General features: G+C 63.2%; 19 protein-coding genes. 10 read left to right on the top strand and 9 right to left on the bottom strand.

The features are described from left to right. Positions 1-206: 206 nt before the first annotated feature. Entirely contained in the window at positions 207-899 is a 693-nt protein-coding gene (locus GGD53_RS21260; RefSeq protein ID WP_184458841.1) for a helix-turn-helix transcriptional regulator, read from the bottom strand. Between the two features lie 129 nt (positions 900-1,028). Between GGD53_RS21260 and GGD53_RS21255 the strand changes: the two genes are divergently transcribed. From GGD53_RS21255 to GGD53_RS21245, 3 genes are all read left to right on the top strand, one after another. Next, positions 1,029-1,664, top strand: a complete 636-nt coding sequence (locus GGD53_RS21255) for a LysE family translocator (protein WP_184458840.1) — start codon at positions 1,029-1,031, stop codon at positions 1,662-1,664. Positions 1,665-1,793: 129 nt separating this feature from the next. Further along, positions 1,794-2,234 (top strand): c-type cytochrome, encoded by a 441-nt coding sequence (locus GGD53_RS21250; RefSeq protein ID WP_184458839.1) that lies wholly within the window; start codon positions 1,794-1,796, stop codon positions 2,232-2,234. 86 nt (positions 2,235-2,320) lie between these two features. Beyond that, on the top strand, positions 2,321-3,235 hold the full coding sequence (locus GGD53_RS21245) for a c-type cytochrome (RefSeq protein ID WP_184458838.1): 915 nt from the start codon (positions 2,321-2,323) through the stop codon (positions 3,233-3,235). Positions 3,236-3,259: 24 nt separating this feature from the next. On the opposite strand, the gene GGD53_RS21240 is transcribed toward GGD53_RS21245, so the two are convergent. Continuing rightward, the gene (locus GGD53_RS21240; RefSeq protein ID WP_184458837.1) at positions 3,260-3,889 is read right to left on the bottom strand and encodes a glutathione S-transferase family protein; all 630 of its coding nucleotides are present in this window, start codon (positions 3,887-3,889) and stop codon (positions 3,260-3,262) included. 42 nt (positions 3,890-3,931) lie between these two features. After that, positions 3,932-4,426, bottom strand: coding sequence for a GNAT family N-acetyltransferase (locus GGD53_RS21235; protein ID WP_184458836.1), 495 nt, complete (start codon positions 4,424-4,426; stop codon positions 3,932-3,934). A 278-nt stretch (positions 4,427-4,704) separates the two neighbouring features. Here GGD53_RS21235 and dmeR point away from each other — a divergent pair, with 278 nt between their 5' ends. The 3 genes from dmeR to bla all read left to right on the top strand — a co-directional run bounded on the left by dmeR (position 4,705) and on the right by bla (position 7,090). Next, positions 4,705-4,977 (top strand): Ni(II)/Co(II)-sensing transcriptional repressor DmeR, encoded by a 273-nt coding sequence (gene dmeR, locus GGD53_RS21230; RefSeq protein ID WP_184458835.1) that lies wholly within the window; start codon positions 4,705-4,707, stop codon positions 4,975-4,977. 19 nt (positions 4,978-4,996) lie between these two features. Further along, the gene (gene dmeF, locus GGD53_RS21225; protein WP_184458834.1) at positions 4,997-6,034 is read left to right on the top strand and encodes a CDF family Co(II)/Ni(II) efflux transporter DmeF; all 1,038 of its coding nucleotides are present in this window, start codon (positions 4,997-4,999) and stop codon (positions 6,032-6,034) included. A gap of 150 nt (positions 6,035-6,184) precedes the next feature. Next, positions 6,185-7,090: a class A beta-lactamase gene (gene bla, locus GGD53_RS21220; protein ID WP_184458833.1), complete on the top strand. Its 906-nt coding sequence runs from the start codon at positions 6,185-6,187 to the stop codon at positions 7,088-7,090. Between the two features lie 210 nt (positions 7,091-7,300). Here bla and GGD53_RS21215 read toward each other — a convergent pair whose 3' ends face one another. Both GGD53_RS21215 and GGD53_RS21210 read right to left on the bottom strand, forming a co-directional pair. After that, positions 7,301-9,640, bottom strand: a complete 2,340-nt coding sequence (locus GGD53_RS21215) for a glucose/quinate/shikimate family membrane-bound PQQ-dependent dehydrogenase (protein ID WP_184458832.1) — start codon at positions 9,638-9,640, stop codon at positions 7,301-7,303. Positions 9,641-9,779: 139 nt separating this feature from the next. After that, on the bottom strand, positions 9,780-11,282 hold the full coding sequence (locus GGD53_RS21210) for a protein adenylyltransferase SelO (protein WP_184458831.1): 1,503 nt from the start codon (positions 11,280-11,282) through the stop codon (positions 9,780-9,782). A 260-nt stretch (positions 11,283-11,542) separates the two neighbouring features. Between GGD53_RS21210 and GGD53_RS21205 the strand changes: the two genes are divergently transcribed. After that, on the top strand, positions 11,543-12,988 hold the full coding sequence (locus GGD53_RS21205; RefSeq protein ID WP_184458830.1) for an MFS transporter: 1,446 nt from the start codon (positions 11,543-11,545) through the stop codon (positions 12,986-12,988). Between the two features lie 85 nt (positions 12,989-13,073). Here GGD53_RS21205 and GGD53_RS21200 read toward each other — a convergent pair whose 3' ends face one another. Together GGD53_RS21200 and GGD53_RS21195 are read right to left on the bottom strand one after the other, a co-directional pair. After that, a complete protein-coding gene (locus GGD53_RS21200; RefSeq protein ID WP_184458829.1) occupies positions 13,074-13,598 on the bottom strand; it encodes a DUF1697 domain-containing protein in 525 nt (174 codons plus the stop codon). Between the two features lie 36 nt (positions 13,599-13,634). Further along, positions 13,635-15,743 (bottom strand): S9 family peptidase, encoded by a 2,109-nt coding sequence (locus GGD53_RS21195; RefSeq protein WP_184458828.1) that lies wholly within the window; start codon positions 15,741-15,743, stop codon positions 13,635-13,637. A gap of 242 nt (positions 15,744-15,985) precedes the next feature. Between GGD53_RS21195 and GGD53_RS21190 the strand changes: the two genes are divergently transcribed. Continuing rightward, a complete protein-coding gene (locus GGD53_RS21190; RefSeq protein WP_184458827.1) occupies positions 15,986-16,375 on the top strand; it encodes a DUF930 domain-containing protein in 390 nt (129 codons plus the stop codon). A 101-nt stretch (positions 16,376-16,476) separates the two neighbouring features. Next, positions 16,477-17,262: a polysaccharide deacetylase family protein gene (locus tag GGD53_RS21185; protein WP_184458826.1), complete on the top strand. Its 786-nt coding sequence runs from the start codon at positions 16,477-16,479 to the stop codon at positions 17,260-17,262. Positions 17,263-17,316: 54 nt separating this feature from the next. On the opposite strand, the gene GGD53_RS21180 is transcribed toward GGD53_RS21185, so the two are convergent. Beyond that, complete coding sequence (locus GGD53_RS21180; RefSeq protein WP_184458825.1) at positions 17,317-18,609, bottom strand: FAD-dependent oxidoreductase; 1,293 nt, start codon at positions 18,607-18,609, stop codon at positions 17,317-17,319. 18 nt (positions 18,610-18,627) lie between these two features. After that, entirely contained in the window at positions 18,628-19,794 is a 1,167-nt protein-coding gene (locus GGD53_RS21175; protein WP_184458824.1) for an AI-2E family transporter, read from the bottom strand. Positions 19,795-20,008: 214 nt separating this feature from the next. Here GGD53_RS21175 and GGD53_RS21170 point away from each other — a divergent pair, with 214 nt between their 5' ends. Further along, entirely contained in the window at positions 20,009-20,392 is a 384-nt protein-coding gene (locus tag GGD53_RS21170; protein WP_184458823.1) for a hypothetical protein, read from the top strand. Positions 20,393-20,397: the final 5 nt, after the last annotated feature.

Below are 20,397 nucleotides of genomic sequence, written 5' to 3'. Positions count from 1 at the left end.
TCTGCCATCAGATCCGTGCAATAGCTGCCCCTCACCCTAACCCTCTCCCCGTAAACGGGGCGAGGGGACGTGCCATACCAGAGGTTGGTGAGGAACGGAGGGGCCGCGGCATATCCCCTTCCGTTTACGGGGAGAAGGTGCCGGCAGGCGGATGAGGGGCACGTCGACGCGCATGTGAGCGTCGATGATCGGCCATGTGGCTGATTTCACGCAGACACAGCCTTCTGCGTCCACCCGCTCGTCCACAAATCCCGCAGCCGGTCGCCGTCGCCCTTGAAGAAATCCTCGCTCGCCGCGCACTGCTCCACCCGGTCGCTGCGGAAATTGCGGATCGCCTGTCGCAACTCGCACCATGCGACGATATTGGCGGTCTGCGAATAATAGATCAGCGCGATCGGCTGGATTGTCCGCTCGCTGGCGCGGCCGAGTTCGTCGCGGTAGGCGAGCAGCAGCTTGCGTTCGTCGCGGATCGCCCGGCGCACGACCGCAAGGTCGATGGCAGCCGGCTGCGCGATCGAGCCCCAGGCATAAAGCGCCTTGTTGTTCATCGCCTCACGCAATGGCGCCGGCACGGCGCCTGATATCTTCTGGTTGACGCGGCGGGCGGCCTGCTTCAGCTCCTCGTCGGCTGTGCGTTCGAGCAGCGCCAGCGACAGAACGATCGCCTCCATCTCCTCGATCGAGAACATCAAGGGCGGCAGGTCGAAGCCAGGTCGCATGATGTAGCCGATGCCGCGCCCGCCTTCGATCGGCACCCGCATTGCCTGGAGGGCGGCGATGTCGCGATAGATCGAGCGCACGGTCACCTCGAGCGTCTCGGCCATGACAGCCGCCGTCATCGGTTTTCTGGCGAGCCTCAGGATCTGAATGATCTCGAAAAGCCGCGAGGCCTTGCGCATTTTTGCATCTCCATCCTCACGCTCCTGACAATACACTGTCAGTTGGGTTTGCGTATAGAGCCGCCTATCGGATTGAAATCAATCGGGGTCTTTTGAAGATGGCCCGCGGAACTGAAGGTGGCAACTGACATGAATTACCATGAAAACCTCTGGCTCTTCTTCACCCTTCTCTTCGGCATCATCATCGTACCGGGCATGGACATGCTCTTCGTGCTTGCCAATTCGCTCACTGGCGGTATCAGGCGCGGGTTGGCGGCAACAGGCGGCATCATGGCGGGCGGCGCCGTGCATTCGGCCTATGGCGCGGCCGGCGTCGGCGTCCTCGTCACCATGCTGCCGCAGCTCTTCAACCTGCTGCTCTTTGCCGGCGTCGGTTATATGATCTGGATCGGCGTTTCGCTGATGCGCAGTTCGATCACCGTCGAGGCGGTCGGACCGGCGACGGCGCGATCCGGCTGGCGCGCCTTCCGCCAAGGCGCCGTCACCTGTCTCGTCAATCCCAAGGCCTATATTTTCATGTTCGCCGTCTACCCGCAGTTTCTGCGGCCTGAATATGGACCTGTCTGGATGCAGGGTCTGATCATGGGCGCCATGACTGTCGTCACGCAGTTCGCCGTTTATGGAACGCTGGCGATGACGGCAGGCCGCAGCCGCGATCTGCTGGTGGCAAATCCCGACGCGACGGCCTTTGTCGGCCGCTGCGCCGGACTGCTTCTGGTTGCGGTCTCTGCCTTCAGCCTCTGGCAAGGTTGGAAAACCGCCTGAGGCGCCGGTTATCACATTGTTTTTATGACCCTCCGGCAAAACGTGACTGCCTGGACGCATGGATTTTGTCATGCTCCCGGTGCAGATTGGCCAGCGGCCGCCTTGGCCTCAAGAAAACGGAGAGGAAATATGAATTGGAAAGCAGTAGCTGCCGCCGCAGCGATCGCCGCCATGGCCTTCGGTTCGGTGACCGCCGCCGATGGTACCCATGATTCGCGCATTGCGCTGATGAAGAAGATCGGCGGTTCGGCGGGCGCCATGGCCGCCATCGCCAAGGGCGAGAAGCCCTATGATGCCGAGACGGTAAAGTCGGCGCTGACGACGATCGCCGCAACGGCCAAGGTCTTCCCCGATCAGTTCAAGCCGGGCAGCGATATGAACGATCCCGAGGTCAGCCCCAAGGTCTGGGAAAACATGGATGACTTCAAGGCGCGGGCCGCAAAGCTCTCGACCGACGCGGAAACCGCCCTCGCTCAGCTCCCGGCCGATGCCGCCGCCGTCGGTGCCGCGCTCAATACGCTCGGCGCCAATTGCGGCGGCTGTCACAAGGCCTATCGTATCAAGGAATGATAAGCCGGCCTGAGCAATTTCCGCCGGCGCGGATCGCCTGATTTGCGATCGACGGCGGGTCACGTCGGCAACAGGGGAGGCGGCGCATGGTCCGCAGATTCATCCGGTTACTGCTCTGTCTGATCGGCGTCGCCGTTCTCGGCGGCGGCGCATTCTATCTCCTTACCGCGCCCGATCCGCTGCCGGAGAGCCATTGGGCCGGTCTCGGCGCGCCGGATCCGGCAAACGGTGAGATGGTCTTCTGGGCGGGCGGCTGCGTCAGCTGTCATTCGGCACCCGGTTCCGAAGGCGATGCCAGGTTGACGCTGTCGGGCGGTCTGGCGCTGAAGAGCCCTTTCGGAACCTTCCATGTGCCGAACATCTCGCCGGATGAAAAGGCCGGCATCGGCGCCTGGACGCTTGCCCAGTTCGGCAATGCGATGAAGCGCGGCGTCGGCCCGGGCGGGGAGCATCTTTACCCGTCTTTTCCCTATGGCTCCTATTCCCGCATGAGCGACAAGGACGTCAACGATCTCTTCGCCTACCTGAAGACCCTGCCGAAGAGCGCCAACGTCACGCCCCCGCATGAATTGCCCTTTCCTTACAACATCCGCCTTGCGCTCGGCGGCTGGAAATTCCTCTATTTCAACGATCAGCCGCGCGCCGCGCTCGCCAAGAACGACGACAAGATCAAGCGCGGGCAATATCTGGTCGAAGGCCCCGGCCATTGTGGCGAGTGCCACACGCCGCGCAATGGGCTCGGCGGCTTCCAGGCAGATCAGTGGCTTGCCGGCGCGCCCAATCCGGAAGGCAAGGGCCGCATCCCCGATATCACCCCGGCCTCCAACAGCATCGGCGGCTGGAGCGAGGCGGATATCGCCAACTACCTCGAAACCGGCTTCACGCCCGATTTCGATTCCGTCGGCGGTTCGATGGTCGATGTGCAGCGGAACATCGCCCGCCTGCCGGCTGCCGACCGGGAGGCGATCGCTGCCTATCTGAAGGTCGTGCCGGGGCGTTAGCACCTTTGCAAAACCGACGCCTCTTTACAGGGAGGTGGGGCCCGGCATCAGATCATAGGGATGGCGCCAGCCGGGCATGTTGCTGATCCGGTCTTTCCAGGCTGCGATCGCCGGATAGGCGCTGTGATCGATCCCGGTTTCCTCCGGCATGAAGACGTAGCCTGCCAAGGACAGGTCTGCGATTGTCAGCCGGTCGCCGACCATAAAGGCCCGGTCGGCCAGGTGGCCGTCGACGATTGCATAGGCAGCCTTGGCCCGCAGCCTCAAAAACTCGACGACCGGTGTCTCGCCGCTCTTCTGGAGGCCGTAAATGAACCGCAACGTCGCGTAATAGCTCGTGAATTTATGGTTGTCGAAAAGGATCCAGCGCATGATCTCGCGCCGTTCTTCGGCTGTCTGCGCCCCAAACCGCCCTGTCACCTCTGACAAATAGTCGAGGATGACTCCCGATTGGCTGATCTTCGTTTCCCCATGTTCGAGCACGGGCGCCTCGCCCTGTTCGTTGATGGTTTCGCGCCATTGTTCGGTTCGCGTTTCGCCGCCGAGATAATCGACGAAAATGCTCTCCCACTCGATGCCGGCAAGGGCAAAGAAGAGGGCGGCCTTGTAGGCGTTCCCCGAGAGAGCGAAGCAATGGAGTTTGAAGTCAGGCATGAAATCTCCTCAAAACAACAAAGACTTAGATCTGCGGCGCGGTTAAGCGATCGACTGCATGTAACGCATGCCGGTCACCGGCCTCGGCGTGAAATCCATCTGTTCGTAGAAGCGGTGGGCGAGCACATTGCCGGTCGCGGCGCTGACGGAAAGGTAGCCGCAGCCGGCATTGCGCGCCGTCTCGCGAGCCCGGTCGACGAGCAGTTGGCCGGTGCCGTGGCCGCGATGGCCGTCGCGCACGAAGAGATGATGCAGGTCCATGCCGCGTTTTCCTTCCTGCGCCCTGTAGAGCGGCACGAGAATGGCATAGCCGATCAGCCCTTCGCCGGTCTCGGCCACAAGCGCGGTAATCCACGGCAGCGGGCCGAACAGGTCGCGCTCCAATTGTTCCGGCGTTGTGGCGGCCGCATCGCCGTGATGGGCGGCAAGCAGGGCGATCATGTCGTTGAGCTCGGGCAGATCGCGCGGTTTGGCGGCGCGGATCGTCACCACCGATGGGCGCATCAGTGAAATTTCGCTGTCTTCGATTTCGGTCATGGTCTTCGCGTCCTTTGATAATCTGCCGTCAGGACGCTGCCGATACAACAAAGCCGCCTGACGGCGGCTTGTTGACAATATGATCTGTCCGGCCGCCCTTTACAGGTACAGCCAAAAATACGAGCGGCTCTGGTGCACGTTTTCGATCATGCAGCATCCATCGCCGTAAACGCGGCATTTGTCAATGGCGTGAGCGCCTGACGCTGAAACATGTCAGACCCTTGAATCCGGCTGAGAACGTCAATAGGATACCACCCTATACTAAACAAAGGTCTGCGATGTCCCATACCACCCTGCAGAAGAAGAAGCTCGTTGCCCGCGTCAGCCGCCTGAAGGGGCAGCTGGAGGCGGTCGAGCGGGCGCTCGAGGCTGAACGCCCCTGCGGCGACATCTTGCAACTGCTCGCCTCTATCCGCGGCGCGCTGACCGGGCTGACCGGCGAGGTTTTGGATGATCACCTGCGCGAGCACGTGCTCAATGCCGAGGACGACAGGGCCCGGGCCGAGGCGGTCGAAGAAATATCTGAAGTGCTGAGGACCTATATCCGCTGATGAGAGAAGGACCCTGGGAATGAATGCCGGGATCGGGAAAGTCGAAGTGAAAGCCCTCGAACACGATCATGTGTTCCTCGGCGCCGATCATCTGCGCAACGAGCGGCGCATCTGGCTGGTGATTGCGCTGACCACGGTGATGATGGTGGCGGAAATCGCCGCCGGCACCGTCTACGGCTCCATGGCCCTCGTCGCTGACGGCTGGCATATGTCGACCCATGCCAGCGCGCTTTTGATTTCCGCGCTCGCTTATCTCTTTGCCCGCCGGCAGGCGCGCAATCCGCGCTTCACCTTTGGCACCGGCAAGCTCGGCGACCTCGCCGGCTTCGCCAGCGCCATTGTCCTTGCCCTGGTCGCCCTGCTGATGGCCTGGGAGAGTCTGCTGCGCCTGTCCAATCCGGTGCCGATCGGTTTTGCCCAGGCGATCGCCGTCGCCGTCATCGGCCTTGCCGTCAATCTCGCCAGCGCCTGGCTGCTGGCCGGCGGCGGTCATGCCGCGCACGGCCATCACGCGCATCATCATGGCCATGACGCGCACCACGCCCTTACCCATCATGGTCATGACGCCCATGGCCAGCATGCGCACGATAACGGCCACAGCAGCCACGGCGACCATGCCCACCACGGCGAGGCCGGCGACAACAATATCCGCGCCGCCTATCTGCATGTGATGGCCGATGCGCTCACTTCCGTGCTCGCCATCGCGGCGCTCACCCTCGGCAGCCTCTATGGCTGGCTCTGGCTCGATCCCATCATGGGCATCGTCGGCGGCCTGGTGATCGCCAACTGGTCCTGGAGCCTGCTGAAATCCTCCGGCGGCGTTCTTCTCGACGTCATGCCCGAAGGCGAGACTCTGCCGGGCGAAATCCGCCAGGCGATCGAGACCGAGGAGGATCGGATCACCGACCTCCATATCTGGCAGGTCGGCCCTGGCCATCATGCGGCAATCGTCGCCGTCATCAGCTCGCAACCGCGCGAGCCGGCCTTCTACAAGGGCAGGCTTTCGGCGCTCCAGGAATTGGCGCATGTGACGGTCGAGGTCACGCGCGCCGCCTGATCGGCTGCGGCGGAGCACGAAATCGGCGCCGCCCAACAAGGTTGCAGCGGCTGACAACAGGGTTGCAGCAGCTGACAACAAGTTGCAGCGGGGACGAGATGCCGCCGCAATCGGGCCTTAGCTCTATTCTCCGAATCGTCGGAGGAATTCATGGATCTCAGCCTTACTCGCCGCACGCTGATCGGCTCGGCACTCTGCCTGCCTGCTTTGAGCCTGTCCACGCCGGCGCTTGCCGCCAATGCGCAGGAAACTGCCGGGGAGGGCGACGACAATATCGAGCATCGTCTGGCCGCGGTGGAAAAGCGCACCGGCGGCCGTCTCGGCGTCTCGGTGCTCGACACCCAGACGAGCATTTCCTTCGGCTATCGCGGCAGCGAGGCCTTTCCGATGTGCAGCACCTTCAAGGCGCTGGCGGCAGGCTTCGTCCTTGCCCGCGTCGACAAGGGGCAGGAGAGCCTCGAGCGGCGGGTGACCTACGGCAGGGACAAGCTCGTCGACTATTCCCCGCTCAGCGAAAAACACGCCGGTGCCGACGGCATGACGATCGCCGAACTCTGCGAGGCGGCGGTGACGGTCAGCGACAACACGGCCGGCAATCTGCTGCTCGAAAGTTTCGGCGGCCCGCCGGCGCTGACCGACTGGTTGCGCTCGATCGGCGACGGCACGACCCGTCTCGACCGCACCGAACCGACACTGAACGAGGGCCGGAAAGACGATCCGCGCGACACGACGGCACCGGATGCGATGCTCGACACGCTCGGCAACCTGACGCTCGGCTCGGTGCTTGCCGGACCCTCCTCGGAGAGGCTGATCGCCTGGCTGGTGGCGAGCACCACGGGCAAGGAGCGGCTGCGGGCCGGCCTGCCTGCCGATTGGAAGGTCGGCGACAAGACCGGCACCGGCCAAAACGGCTCCCTGGGCGACATCGCCGTTATCTGGCCGCCCGACCGCGGCCCGATCGTCGCGGCCGTCTATATCGCCGAGGCGACCGCGCCGGCGAAGGAGCTCAACCCGATCTTTGCGGAAGTCGGCAAGATGATCACCGAGATGGTGTGACGCAGGAAAGCGACAGCTGTCCAGCTCGCGCGGAAAACCCTCCCCAACCCCTCCGGGGAGGGGCAGCCGTGCGGCGCTTGTCGCCCTCCGCCTCTAACGGTCCGGCATGCTCAAGCGTTGCTGGGGCAAGACGCAGCCGCAGGTTAGTCCCTCCCCCTTGTGGGGAGGGGTCGGGGAGGGGTTTTTCTCTCAGGAGCGGCAGCTTCCCCATCAAGGCAACGTATACGCAATCACATAGTCGCCGGGCTTGGTGCCGACCGAGCCGTGGCCGCCGGCGACCATGACGACATATTGTTTGTTGTCGTCGGTCGTATAAGTCATCGGCGTTGCCTGGCCGCCGGCCGGAAGCCGCGCCCGCCAGAGTTCCCGCCCGTTGGTTACATCATAGGCGCGCAGATAATTGTCGACCGCAGCACCGAGGAAGGCGACGCCGCCCTTGGTCAGCATCGGGCCGCCGATGCCGGGCACGCCGACCTTGAAGGGCAGCGGCAGCGGCGTCATGTCGTGGACGGTGCCGTTCTTGTGCATATAGGCGATCTTGCCGGTGCGCAGGTCGACGCCGGCGACATAGCCCCATGGCGGCGCCTGGCAGGGGATCTGCATCGGCCCGAGGAAGGGGCCCATGAAGACGCCGTAAGGGGCACCGTCATTGCGGTTGAGCCCCTGTTCGCTGCCTTTCTCGTCCTGGCCTCGCGGCGGAATGTCGGCGGCCGGCACCAGGCGGGAGGTGAAGGCGAGATAGGTCGGCATGCCGAACATGATCTGCCGCTCCGGATCGACCGCGACCGAGCCCCAGTTGAAAGTGCCGAAATTGCCGGGATAGACGATCGTCCCTTTCAGCGACGGCGGCGTGTACCGACCCTCGTAGCGGTAGCGGTGAAAGTCGATGCGGCAGAGGAGCTGGTCGAACAGCGACACGCCCCACATGTCTTTTTCCTTGAGCGGCTCGGGCGAGAAGGTGAGATCGGAGATCGGCTGCGTCGGCGACGTACGATCGCCGGTGACCGCGCCGCCGGGCGCCGGAATCTCCTTGACCGGGATGATCGGCTCGCCGCTGCGCCGGTCGAGCACATAGAGATCGCCCTGCTTGGTGGGGCCGACGAGGGCGGGAACCACGCTGCCGTCAGGCTTGGTCAGGTCGATGAGCGCCGGCTGCGCCGGCACGTCCATGTCCCAGAGGTCGTGATGTACCGTCTGGCGCACCCAGCGCAACTGGCCGCTGCCGATGTCGAGCGCGACGATCGAAGAAGAGAATTTCTCGACATTGTCGCTACGGCCGATGCCGAGCTGATCGGGCACCTGGTTGCCGAGCGGGATGTAGACCATGCCGAGCGCCTCGTCGACGCTGAAGACCGACCAGCTGTTTGGTGAATTGGTCGTATAGGTCTGGCCGTCGGCGATCGGCGTCGTCACGTCCGGATTGCCGGAGTCCCAGTTCCAGATCAGCGCGCCGGTCTTGATGTCGAAGGCCCGGATGACGCCGGATTGCTCCTCGGTGGAATAATTGTCGTTCACCGCCCCGCCGACAATGATCTTGCCCGCCACCGCGACCGGCGGCGAGGTAGAATAATAATAGCCGGCCGGATTGAAGCGCATGCCGGTTTCCAGATGCAGCACGCCCTGATCGGCAAAGCTGGTGCAGACCTTCCCGTCGGCCGCATCGAGGGCGATCAGCCGGGCATCCGAGGTCGGCAGGTAGACGCGTTCGGCGCAGGGCTGGCCGGCGGCGACATCAGGATCGGCATAATAGGTGACGCCGCGGCAGGTCTGGTGCTGCCGGTTGGGATTCATGCCCGAATTGGCGTCGTATTTCCATTTCTCCTTGCCGGTCTTGGCGTCGAGTGCGATCGCCCAGTTATGCGGCGTGCAGAGATAAAGCGTGTCCTTCACCTTGAGCGGTGTCACCTGATAGGTCGTTTCGCTGATATCCTCCGGCCGCTTGACGTCGCCGGTCTGATATCGCCACGCTTCCTTCAGGCTGGAGACATTCTCGGCATTGATCTGGTCGAGCGGCGAGTAGCGCTGGCCGAAGGGCGTGCGGCCATACTGGTGCCATTCGCCGTCCGGCACGCTGCCACCGAAGGCGGGATTGGCGGCGACCGCATCCTTCGGCAGATCGCCGGCCAGATCGTGCGGATCCGTCGTCATCGAATAGACGGCAACGATGATGGCGAGAATGACGGGCACGGCGAGCGGCCAGGGATTGGCGCCGTAGACAATGCCGGTCGGGCTGCGAAAGCCGAGCGGCCGGCGGATCCAGGGCGTCAGCAGCCAGAGGCCGAGCAGGATGATGACGCCGCCGCGCGGGCCCAGCTGCCACCAGTCGAAGCCCACCTCCCAGATCGCCCAGGCGAGTGCGGCGACGACGAGCACCGCATAGACCCAGAGCGCCACCGCCTTGCGCATCAGAAGCAGTACTGCGGTGATGAGGAACATCAGGCCGGCAAACAGATAGAAGATGCTGCCGCCGAGCGTCACGAGCCAGAGCCCGCCACCGCCGAGCGCAACCCCGATGATGATGAAGAGAATGGAGGTGATGACGAGCGCCATAAGGCTGTCTCCCGCTTGGGCTAGCCGGGGTGGGGGATCGGCGGAAAGGCCGCCGGTCAGGCAGATAGAGCGAGGGGGATGCCTTTCAACGGCCGCACTTGCCGCAGCCGGACGTCACGGTACGGTTGTGTTAAGCCGCTTACGTCCCGCAGAAAGTCTGCAGCACCCGTTCCTCCGGCTTCGGCGGCTCCATATATGCGGCGAAATCCGGCTGGTCTTCGTAGGGCTTCGACAGCACGGTGAGCAGCGCCTCGAACAGCGAGAAATCGCCGTGCTCGACCGCAGCCTTGATCGCCTGTTCGACCCGGTGATTGCGGGGAATGAAGGCTGGGTTGACGCGGCGCATGGCGCTGGCGCGTTCGGCCGCTGTCTGCGGATCGCGCGACAATCTCTCGCGCCACTGCATGAGCCAAGGGCGACAGGCCTCCGGCTCCCGGAAGCTCTCGGCAAAGGCAGGCTCTGCGCCGTCATCACCGGAAAGGTCGGAGAGCCGCCGGAAGGTCAGGGTGAAATCGGCGCCCTGCACCTGCATTAGCGACAGCAGCGCCTGGACGAGGTCGAGATCGCCATCCTCTTGCCCGGCAAGGCCGATCTTTGCCCGCATGCCGGTCAGCCAATGCGCCTGGAACCGTTCGCCATAGGCCCGGATCACCACATTCGCCTTGTCGACCGCCTTGTCCGGCTCGGCGTCGATCAACGGCAGCAGCGTCTCGCCGAGCCGGGCAAGATTCCACTGGCCGATGGCCGGCTGGTTGGCATAGGCATAACGGCCGTGCTGGTCGATTGACGAGAAGACGGTTGCCGCATTATAGGCATCCATGAAGGCGCAGGGACCGAAATCGATCGTCTCGCCGGAGATCGTCATATTGTCGGTGTTCATCACGCCATGGATGAAGCCAACATGCAGCCAACGGGCAATCAGCGCAGCCTGGCGCTCCGAAACTGCCTCGAACAGGCGGAGATAGGGTGCCTCGGTCTCTTTCAGCGCGGGATAGTGCCGGTCGATCACGTAATCGGCGAGCGCCCGAACACCGTCGGTGTCGCCCCGTGCCGCGAAATACTGGAAGGTGCCGACCCTGATATGGCTTGCCGCGACCCGGGTGAAGACCGCGCCCGGCAGTACCTCTTCGCGATAGACCGGTTCGCCCGTCGTCACCGCCGCCAGCGCCCGTGTGGCGGGAATGCCGAGCGCGAACATCGCCTCGCTTATGATATATTCTCTGAGTACCGGCCCGATCGCCGCCCGCCCGTCACCGCGGCGTGAAAAAGGCGTCGGCCCCGCGCCCTTCAGCTGGATGTCGAAGCGCTTGCCGCTGCGGTCGACCACCTCGCCGAGCAGGATCGCCCGCCCATCGCCGAGCTGCGGCGAGAAGCCGCCGAACTGATGCCCCGCATAGGCCATCGCCAGCGGCTCGGCCCCTTCGGGAACGAGATTGCCGGAAAAGATCGCCGCGCCATCGCGTCGCAGCGCCTCGACGTCAAGCCCGAGCTCGGCGGCCAGCGGTTCGTTCAACTTGATCAGCCAAGGCTCGCTCACCGGCGTCGGCGTTTGCGGCGCAAAGAAGCGCTCGGGCAAGCCGACATAGCTGTTGTCGAACGGAAAGGCCGCACCGGACCGGATTTTCTGCGGGGTCGAGGTCATTGTTCATAGGTAGGGCCGGGGTGACGCGGGCGCAAGCCGGCCTTGCGCGCTGGATCGATCGGCTGTCACGCAGATCGCGCCGATGCAAGGAATCGTGATCCGCTTTTACCTCTCGTCAAAGCTGCTTTGCCATAAAGGACATAGCCTCGCCATGATCTCGGGCGTATAGCAGATCGTCTCCCCTTGGCCCTGCGCCATGTCATCCCCGCGGCCTTGCTGCTTTCTCTGCTCCGCCGCGCCACCGTGAGTGATTCCGCACGATGTCGGATCAGATTTACCAGGCGCCGATGGTGCGGCGCGCCGCGCCCAATTTCCGCGTGATCGCGATGATCGTCGCGAGTGCGATGCTGATGGAAAATATCGATGCGACCGTGCTGGCGACCGCGCTGCCGACCATGGCGCGCGATTTCGCCGTCAGCGCGCCGGCGATGTCGATCTCACTGACCTCCTATCTCCTCAGCCTGGCGATCTTCATTCCGGCCAGCGGCCGGATGGCGGACAGTTTCGGCTCGCGCACCGTTTTCCGTGCCGCCATAGCAGTCTTCGTCATCGGCTCTATCCTCTGCGCGCTCGCGCCGACGCTGCCCTTCCTGGTGCTGGCCCGGCTGCTGCAGGGCATGGGCGGCGCAATGATGATGCCGGTCGGCCGGCTGGTGCTGATGCGCAGCGTCGCCCGCAAGGATATGGTCAGCGCCATGTCCTGGCTGCTGGTGCCGGCGCTGATCGGCCCGATCGTCGGCCCACCGCTCGGCGGCTTCATCGTCACCTATCTCGACTGGCGCTGGATCTTCTACATCAACGTGCCGATCGGCATTATCGGCGTGATCTTCGTCTCGATCTATATCGACGAGGTCAAAGGCAAGGCGGCCGGCCCCTTCGATATGGTCGGCTTCGTCCTCTCTGGCATCTCGCTCGGCTCGCTGCTCTTCGGCTTCGAAATGTCGAGCCATGAGGGCGAGGGCGCTTTCTCGATTTTCCTGATCGCCCTCGGCCTCATTTTCGGCATCGGCTATTTGAGGCATGCCCGCAGGCATCCGTCGCCGATCATGGATTTTTCGCTGATGAAGGTGCCGAGTTTCGGCACCTCGGTCATCGCCGGTTCGCTGACGCGCATCACCCAGGGTGCCCAGCCTTTCCTGCTGCCGCTGCTCTTCCAGATCGGCTTCGGCCTCTCCGCCGCCGCGGCCGGCCAGATCGTCATATCAACCGCGCTCGGCGCGCTCGCCATGAAGCCGATGGCGCGGTTCGTCTTCAGCCGGCTCGGTTTCCGCCGAAGCTTGGTCCTCAACGGCATCCTCGGCACGGCCGGTTATGCCCTCTGCGCCGCCTTTCGGCCGGACTGGCCGACGCCGCTGATCTTCGTCGTCCTGGTGCTCAGCGCCTTCTTCCTGTCGTTCCAGTTCACCGCCTACAACACCATCGCCTATGACGAGATCGACAAGGAGCGGATGAGCTCGGCCACCAGCTTCTACACCACGATCCAGCAGCTGATGCTGTCGCTCGGTATCTGCATCGGGGCCTTGGCGCTGCACGGTTCCATGGCCTTCAACAATGTCGAAACGCCGTCGCTGGACGATTTCTCTACTGCCTTCATTGTCGTCACCCTCATCTCGATCACCGCGACCGTCTGGAATCTGCGCTTCTCGGCGACGGCGGGCGAGGAGATTAGCGGCTACAAGGCCAAGCGGGCCAAAGATGCTTCTTGAGAAAAGCGGCGCCATGAAAACAAGCACTTGAGGCGCTTCGCCTGAATCAAATTCCGCGCGACGCAGCCGTTCTTAATCCTTGTTCTCAGATCTTGTTCTCCATGTCAGCGGCCATTTCCGCAAGCTTGCGCACGGTATTGAGATTGCGCGAGGTGCCTGATTTAAGCGCAGGCAGCTTCAGCTTCGAGCGGCCGGACCCGTTGGGGTAGTACACGTAGATCTCCCGGCCGGCGAGCTTCGCCTCCTCGCCATCGGGCGCCACCATTTTATCGAGCGCATCGCCGGACGCCTTTTCGGGCAGGAAGGTGACGAGCAGGAAATTCGGCTTGGCATCGACAAAGGGCGCGTTGGCGGCAATCGCCTCGAGCTCTTTCCGGCTGCGCACCATCACGCCCGGCCGCTTGCCCATCTTTTGTCCGAGCGCGGCGTCGAGTTTTTCCGCGACCGCCTTCTCAGTCTCGTCAGAGCGGAAAAGCACATTGCCGCTCTGGAAGTAGGTTTTCACGTCGGTAAAGCCGAGGCCTTCGCAGATCACCTTGAGTTCAGCCATCGGCAGCGAGCCGGTGCCGCCGACGTTTATCGCGCGGAGGAGGGCGATGTAGACTGGCATTTCTCTCTCGCTCGATCTTGTGCCGTCGCCGCCACCTCACATCTTCCCAGCCACCTTGATCGCAAATGCATACTCGAACGCAATCTCTTCCAGCCGCTGGAACCGTCCCGACGCCCCGCCATGGCCGGCGTCCATGTTGGTCTTGAGCAGGATCGGCGCCTCGCCGGTTGTCTTGTCGCGCAGTTTCGCCACCCACTTGGCCGGCTCCCAATAGGTGACGCGCGGATCGGTCAGGCCGCCGAGCGCCAGGATCGGCGGGTAGGCCTTTGCCTCGACATTGTCATAGGGCGAATAGGCTGCGATCTGCTCGTATTCTTCGCGGCTGTCGATCGGATTGCCCCATTCCGGCCATTCCGGTGGGGTCAGCGGCAGCGTGTCATCAAGCATCGTGTTGAGCACGTCGACGAAGGGGACGGCGGCGATGATGCCGGCGAACTTCTCCGGCGCCATGTTGGCGACGGCGCCCATCAGCATGCCGCCGGCCGATCCGCCTTCGGCGATGATCTTCGCGTAAGAGGTGAACTTCTGTTGATTCAGATAGTCCGCCGCGGCGACGAAGTCCTTGAAGCTATTCGTCTTCTTGCCCATCTTTCCGTCTTCGTACCAGGCAAAGCCCTTGTCCTTGCCGCCGCGGATATGGGCGATGGCATAGACGAAGCCGCGGTCGGCAAGCGACAGGCAATTGGTGTTGAAGCCGGCCGGAATGGTGATGCCGTAGGCGCCGTAGCCGTAAAGCAGGCAGGGCGCGCTGCCGTCGAGCGGTGTATCCCTACGATAGAGCAGCGTGACCGGCACCGTCTCGCCGTCCCATGCCGGGGCGAAGACGCGGCGGGTGACGTAGTCGTCGGGATTGTGGCCGGAGGGAACCTCCTGCGTCTTCAGCAATGTGCGCTCGCGCGTCACCATATTGTAGTCGTAGAGCTGCGACGGCGTCGTCATCGAGGAATAGGAGAAGCGGATGACGTCGGTGTCGTATTCCGCCGCGCCCGAAAGCCCGAGTGAATAGGCCTCCTCGGCAAAGGCGATCGCATGTTCCTCGCCGGTCGCCCGATCGCGGATCATGATCCGCGGCAGTCCATCCTTACGCTCCAGCCACAGAAGATGACGGGCATAGGCCATATGGCTGATGATCAACGTGCCGGGCTTGTGGGCGACGACTTCGCGCCAGTTCTCTTTGACCGGATTGTTGACCGGCGCTTCCATAATCTTGAAATCCTTGGCGCCGGCGTCATTGGTCAGGATGTAGAAGACGTCGCCGCCCTCGGTCAGCGAATATTCGATGCCTTCCTCGCGCGCCGCCACCAGCTTCGGCTCGGCCGTCAGATCCTTGGTCGACAGCAGCCGGTATTCGCTGGTCTCGTGGTCGTGAATGTCGATATAGATGAAGTCGTCGAGCAGCGAGCCGCCGACGCCCATGAAGAAGCCGGCATCCGCTTCCTCATAGACCAGCCGGTCTTCCGACTGCGGCCGGCCGAGGATGTGGTGGAACACCTTGGAGGGCCGGTGGTTTTCGTCGAGCGCCGAATAGAAGAAGCTCTTGCCGTCTGGCGCCCAGACGCCGCCGCCGCCGGTATTCTGGATCCGGTCCGCAAGATCTTCACCGGTCGCGAGATCGCGCACCTGCAGCGTGAAGAACTCCGATCCCTTGTCGTCATAGCCCCAGATGCCGCGGCTGTGGTCGCTCGAATGGTCGAGGCCGGCGAGGCGGAAATACGCTTTGCCTGATGCCTCCTTGTCGCCGTCGAGCAGCACGGTGCGGATCGCCTCGTCGGCGACGTCGCCGTCCCGGGGAATGCGGAAATAGCGCGGCTGTTCGCCTCCGGTCACAAAGAAAGTGCCGTAGGCATAGGCGCCATCTTTCATCGGTACCGAGCTGTCGTCTTCCTTGATGCGGCCGCGCATCTCCGAAAACAGCGCCTTCTGCAGCGGCTTGGTGTCTTCCATCGCCGCGTTCATATAGGCGTTTTCGGCTTCGAGATGCCGGCGGATCTCGGGGTCGAGGATCGACGGATCCTTGAACATCGCCTGCCAGTTGTCGGCGCGCAGCCAGGCATAGTCGTCCGTGCGGGTAATGCCGTGGCGCGTATCGGAGAGGGGCTTTTTCGGTGCGGCGGGCGGTGTCGGCAGGCTCTTGAAAACGGACAAGGAATTGGCTCCGGTGGAATGTCGGGTTGGCAAGAGATAGAGGCGCGCCGCCGCCGGATCAAGCGCCAAGGGTGCAGGCGACCGTCCACAGTCGAGGAGACGGCACCGCCCGCCCTGCCTTGATGTCACCACAATATTTAAGGAGGTCCGCTATCACAGAGCGAATTTTGCACGTGCCCAGCCCCCGGCAAGCCGCCGGTGGCAGGATGAAGACTGTACAACAGTAAGGGATTTCCTTCGCAATGCCGAAACGTCTGCTCCTGTTTGTATCCCTGGCCGGCTTGGCTGCCCCCGCTTTTGCCGTCGACCCGGCCATCAAGAAGCAGCTGGAAAAACTCGATCCTTCGACCCGCCTGGAACAGAGCTGCGACACGGAAGCGATGAGTCGCATCAATAAGGACAGTACCGGCTTCAAGCCCGACAAGGTCATCGCCTATACGTTCAAGGATCCGATCGCCGGCGACAATTCGCTGCAGGCGCCGGGCGCGGTCTTCCGCAGCAAGGGCGACTGGTATCATCTCTCCTACAATTGCATCACCGGCCCACAACATATCAACGTGCGCGAACTCGACTATCAGATCGGCGAGAAGGTGCCGCGCGAGAAGTGGGACAAATATTATCTCTACGATTGATGCTGTTGCATGTGTCCGGGCGGCTGCGGTGACATCCGGCCACATGGCGCCATGCAAAAGTACCCGCTAGAATCGCCGGACCGAACCTCAGAAGCCCTGATATGAACCGCATCCTCGTCGCTTCGGCGTTCCTTCTGGCCGCGATCTCAGCCGCATCGGCGGACGAGTTGTCGTTGGCGCCGCCGGCTGCGCCGCTCTCGAAGGCGCCGGCGATCAAGCTCGTCGAACCGCATCTGCATATCGCCCGTTCCAACATAGCGGGCCATGCCCGCATCGCGCTGACCTTCGACGCCTGCATGGGCCAGGCGGACGAACGCATCCTTTCGACTCTGGTGCGCGAGCGCATTCCGGCAACGATCTTCATCACCGCCCGCTGGCTGAAGCGCAACCCGCAAGCCCTTGCCGTCTTCCTGCAGAATCCGGATCTCTTCGAGCTCGAAAACCACGGCGAGAACCATATTCCGGCCGTCGATACGCCGACGCTCGTCTATGGCATTGCCTCGGCCGGCTCGCCGCAGGCGGTAAAGCAGGAGGTCGAAGGCGGCGCCGCCGCCATGGTCGCAGCCGGCATTCCCGCGCCGCACTGGTTCCGCGGCTCCACGGCCAAATACGATCTTTCCGCGATCGGCGAGATCCGCACCATGGGCTATCGCATCGCCGGCTACTCGGTAAACGGCGACGGCGGCTCACTGCTCGGTGCAGCGATCACCGAAAAACGCATCGCCTCGGCCAAGGACGGCGATGTCGTCATCTCCCACATCAACCAGCCCACCCATGCGGCGGGCGAGGGAGTGGCGAAGGCACTGGTCGATCTCAAGATGAAGGGCACGGCGTTCGTTCGTCTGAAGGATGTCGAGGATGTGGGCGACGACAAGACGACCGAGTAGGGCTGCGGCTGAAGCTGTGCCGTGTGGCACGGCACAATAGCCAAAGCGAAGCCTCTACCGCAACGCATCCCCAGCTCCCAACCTATCGTCTCCAAACCGCCGTATCCCTGGTCCTTCCCGATCGAGCGCAAAGTCCTCGAACCAGTCGCGGTAGATCCCGGCAATCATCGCCCCGATCATCTGGGCGGCGAGATAGGAGAAGGTGATGCCGTTGCCGCCATAGCCGTGGGCGGCGAAGACATGCGGCATCCCGGGCGTCGGGCCGATCAGCGGCAGGCCATCGGCCGTTTCGCCGAAGGTTCCGCCCCAGGCATGGGCGATGCGGGTATCCGCTCTCGGCCATAACCGCTTCATCTTCTCCCGGACAGCGCCGATCTTGGCCGGCAGCTTTCGATCCCGCGCCGCGGCATTGGTGGTACCGTCGTCCTCGCCGCCGGCGACGATGCGATTGTCCGCAGTCGTGCGCATGTAGAGGTAGGGATGGCTGTCCTCCCAGAGCAAAGCCCTGTCGCGCCAGAAAGTGGCGGGATCCTGTGGCACGGTGGCGAAGGCCCAGCTCGAACTTGTGCGGTGCAGCTTCGGCATATCGAAGCCCGGCATCGAATAGCCGGTCGCCAGCACGACATGCCGCGCCTCGATGACATAGGCGCCCTCCGTCTCCGCCGTGACGCGATCGCCTTCGCTGTGCAGCGCGGTCACGGAAGCGCTGACGAGTTGCGCCCCGCGCCGGACGGCCATCGCGATCAGCGCCCAGGTGAGCAGCAGCGGATCGGCTTCCGCCGAACCCGGCGAATAGATCGCCCCATCCCGATCGATCTCGAATTGCGTGAAGAGATCGGGATGTTCGAGATAGACGCCGGGCAGCCCCGCCCGCCGGCGAAGCTGGCGCTCTTGACTGAGGTCGCGGGCGCCTTCCAGGTTGCAGGCGAGATAAAGCGTGTTGCGCGGCCGGAAGCCGCAGGCGATTCCGTTTGCTGCGATCAGCTTCGAAAGACCGGCGACGGCAGCGGCGCTACGGCGATAGATTCCGGCCGCTCGTTCGAAGCCGTAATAGGCCTCGAGTTGCGTGAGCGTGCTGTCGATTTCCCATTGCAGCATCGCGGTGCTGGCCGCGGTGCTGCCGAAGCCCGGCTCCTCCCGGTCAATGATAACAACGGAAAAGCCGCGCGCCGTCAGATGATCTGCGATCAGCGCGCCGGTGATGCCGCCGCCGATCACCGCGACATCGGTCGAAAAGCTCCGCGCCATCGGCCGCCATTGCGGACGTATGGCATTCCTCCCCCAGAGCGAACGGCCGCTGACCATCTGGTCATGATCGGATTCGTCGAGATCGAGATCGGACGCCACTTATGTCTCCTCGCTTGATCACTTCGGCAATTGCGGCTGCGGTTTTTCCTCGATCAGCAGTTCCTCGATAATCGTCATGACGATCAGCGACAGCGGCAGCGCCAGCATGGCGCCGACGGCGCCCCACATCCAGGTCCAGAACAGGATGGCGAGGAAGACGATAAAGGGATTGATTTCCAGTCGCCGTCCCATCACCGCCGGGAAGATCAGGTTCTCCATGACGAGATGCACGGTGAAGAAGGCTGCCGCCGGCACCAGGCCGACGATGAAGCCGTCATAGGTGATGATGCCGGCGATGGCGACGGAAAGCGTCATCAGCGTGATGCCGAGATAGGGAATGAAGCTCGACAGGAAGGCGAAGAAGCCCCAGAGCGCAGGTGACGACAACCCGCTCGCATAGGCGATGATCGTCATGACGACGCCAAGCCCGACATAGATCAGCGAGGCTGTGGCGAAATAGAAGCCGAGCACCTGCTCGACCGCATTGATGACGCGGATTGCCGCCAGACGTTGCGTGCGGGTGCGGAAGGTCATGATGATCGTCTTGCGCAGATTGACCCGGCTGGCGAGGAAGAGCAGCAGCGCAGCGAAGAAGATCAGCCCCTGTATCAGCGCCGGCGTGAGGCTTGTTGTCACCACATGCAGGACGCTACCGGTATTTTCGAGCAGCGCGCCGATCGACATCGGCCCGCTTTCGAACGTCGCCGGGGTAATGTGCAGCCATTCGATGCGCTCCAGGTAAGGCATGATGCGGCTGATCGTCCGCTCGACGAAAGCCGGGGCTTCGTTGGCAAGCGTCGTCAGCGGATCGGCAAGCGAAGTGACCAGCAGAACGATGACCAAAGCGACGCTGCTTGACAGAAGGAAAGCGTTGGCAAGCCTCGGCACACCCATTTTGCTGAGATTTTCCGCGGCAAGGCCGAGGATCATGCCGACGACGACGGCAAGAGTCACCGGAATGAGGATCAGCGACATCGTATAGACGGCGGCAAGGCCGAGGATGGCGAAGATGCCGATGATCGCCCAGGCCATGCTGATGTCGAGCCCGTCCTTCTCAAGCCGATGCACCGGCGGGGACGGCAGTTCCTCCGCGGCCTCTTGCAACGACTTAGCCCAGGCGCTGGTTTGGCGTTCGCCGATGGCGATCTTCTTTGCGTGTTTGCGGATGCCGTTGGCGATGCCCATGCGGTGAGGTCCCCGAAGCCCCATTGCTTCGCCACAAAAACGCGCTGATGCGGTTCCGGTTCCGCCGGCCTGTGGCGCCGTCGTAAAGACATGATTTCGCCTGCGGACAAGGGAGCTAAAGCGTCCGCCTTTTCATCGGCTCGTCCGCCGATTTGATCCTGCCGTCGGAACAACCTCGCCGTCGCTGGCGTTCGACCTCGGAAGGAGAGTGCTCATGATTGCAGATCCCTATCAGAAGAAAACCACCGAGACCTATTCGACCGATCCCCCCTATGCGGACGAGGCGAGGCTGAAAGCCACCGATCAGCGGCGTTGGTGGATTTGGACCGTTCTTGTGGCGGGCGCGGCAGTTCTCATCATTGCCGGCGTGAGCGTTGCGATCTGGCCCAATCCCAGCAACAATGATCCGACGGCGACGGCTTCGACCAAGCCGGATCCGATCAACACGCAGCCCTCCGGTCCCGGTGCCTTCAACAACGACCCGGCCTCCGGCCCTGCACGGCCGCCCGAAGCGACAGACCGGTCGCCAACGCCGAGCGGAAACGGCAGCGGACCGACGCAGGTGACGACGCCCTCAGGAACCGAGAAGGTCCAATAGTGCAG

It is taken from the genome of Rhizobium aethiopicum (genome assembly GCF_014197535.1).
Lineage (GTDB): Bacteria > Pseudomonadota > Alphaproteobacteria > Rhizobiales > Rhizobiaceae > Rhizobium > Rhizobium aethiopicum_A.
Note: the sequence above shows the minus strand (reverse complement) of the source record. Positions and strands in the feature narration are given on the sequence as shown.

What these genes read in the sequence shown, in the direction of transcription:
- GGD53_RS21235 (WP_184458836.1), bottom strand. Translation starts at nt 4,426, where the DNA reads ATGACCGAAATCGAAGACAGCGAAATTTCACTGATGCGCCCATCGGTG.
- dmeR (WP_184458835.1), top strand. Translation starts at nt 4,705, where the DNA reads ATGTCCCATACCACCCTGCAGAAGAAGAAGCTCGTTGCCCGCGTCAGC.
- GGD53_RS21240 (WP_184458837.1), bottom strand. Translation starts at nt 3,889, where the DNA reads ATGCCTGACTTCAAACTCCATTGCTTCGCTCTCTCGGGGAACGCCTAC.
- GGD53_RS21200 (WP_184458829.1), bottom strand. Translation starts at nt 13,598, where the DNA reads ATGCCAGTCTACATCGCCCTCCTCCGCGCGATAAACGTCGGCGGCACC.
- dmeF (WP_184458834.1), top strand. Translation starts at nt 4,997, where the DNA reads ATGAATGCCGGGATCGGGAAAGTCGAAGTGAAAGCCCTCGAACACGAT.
- bla (WP_184458833.1), top strand. Translation starts at nt 6,185, where the DNA reads ATGGATCTCAGCCTTACTCGCCGCACGCTGATCGGCTCGGCACTCTGC.
- GGD53_RS21190 (WP_184458827.1), top strand. Translation starts at nt 15,986, where the DNA reads ATGCCGAAACGTCTGCTCCTGTTTGTATCCCTGGCCGGCTTGGCTGCC.
- GGD53_RS21185 (WP_184458826.1), top strand. Translation starts at nt 16,477, where the DNA reads ATGAACCGCATCCTCGTCGCTTCGGCGTTCCTTCTGGCCGCGATCTCA.
- GGD53_RS21210 (WP_184458831.1), bottom strand. Translation starts at nt 11,282, where the DNA reads ATGACCTCGACCCCGCAGAAAATCCGGTCCGGTGCGGCCTTTCCGTTC.
- GGD53_RS21245 (WP_184458838.1), top strand. Translation starts at nt 2,321, where the DNA reads ATGGTCCGCAGATTCATCCGGTTACTGCTCTGTCTGATCGGCGTCGCC.
- GGD53_RS21260 (WP_184458841.1), bottom strand. Translation starts at nt 899, where the DNA reads ATGCGCAAGGCCTCGCGGCTTTTCGAGATCATTCAGATCCTGAGGCTC.
- GGD53_RS21175 (WP_184458824.1), bottom strand. Translation starts at nt 19,794, where the DNA reads ATGGGCATCGCCAACGGCATCCGCAAACACGCAAAGAAGATCGCCATC.
- GGD53_RS21170 (WP_184458823.1), top strand. Translation starts at nt 20,009, where the DNA reads ATGATTGCAGATCCCTATCAGAAGAAAACCACCGAGACCTATTCGACC.
- GGD53_RS21215 (WP_184458832.1), bottom strand. Translation starts at nt 9,640, where the DNA reads ATGGCGCTCGTCATCACCTCCATTCTCTTCATCATCATCGGGGTTGCG.
- GGD53_RS21255 (WP_184458840.1), top strand. Translation starts at nt 1,029, where the DNA reads ATGAATTACCATGAAAACCTCTGGCTCTTCTTCACCCTTCTCTTCGGC.
- GGD53_RS21250 (WP_184458839.1), top strand. Translation starts at nt 1,794, where the DNA reads ATGAATTGGAAAGCAGTAGCTGCCGCCGCAGCGATCGCCGCCATGGCC.
- GGD53_RS21205 (WP_184458830.1), top strand. Translation starts at nt 11,543, where the DNA reads ATGTCGGATCAGATTTACCAGGCGCCGATGGTGCGGCGCGCCGCGCCC.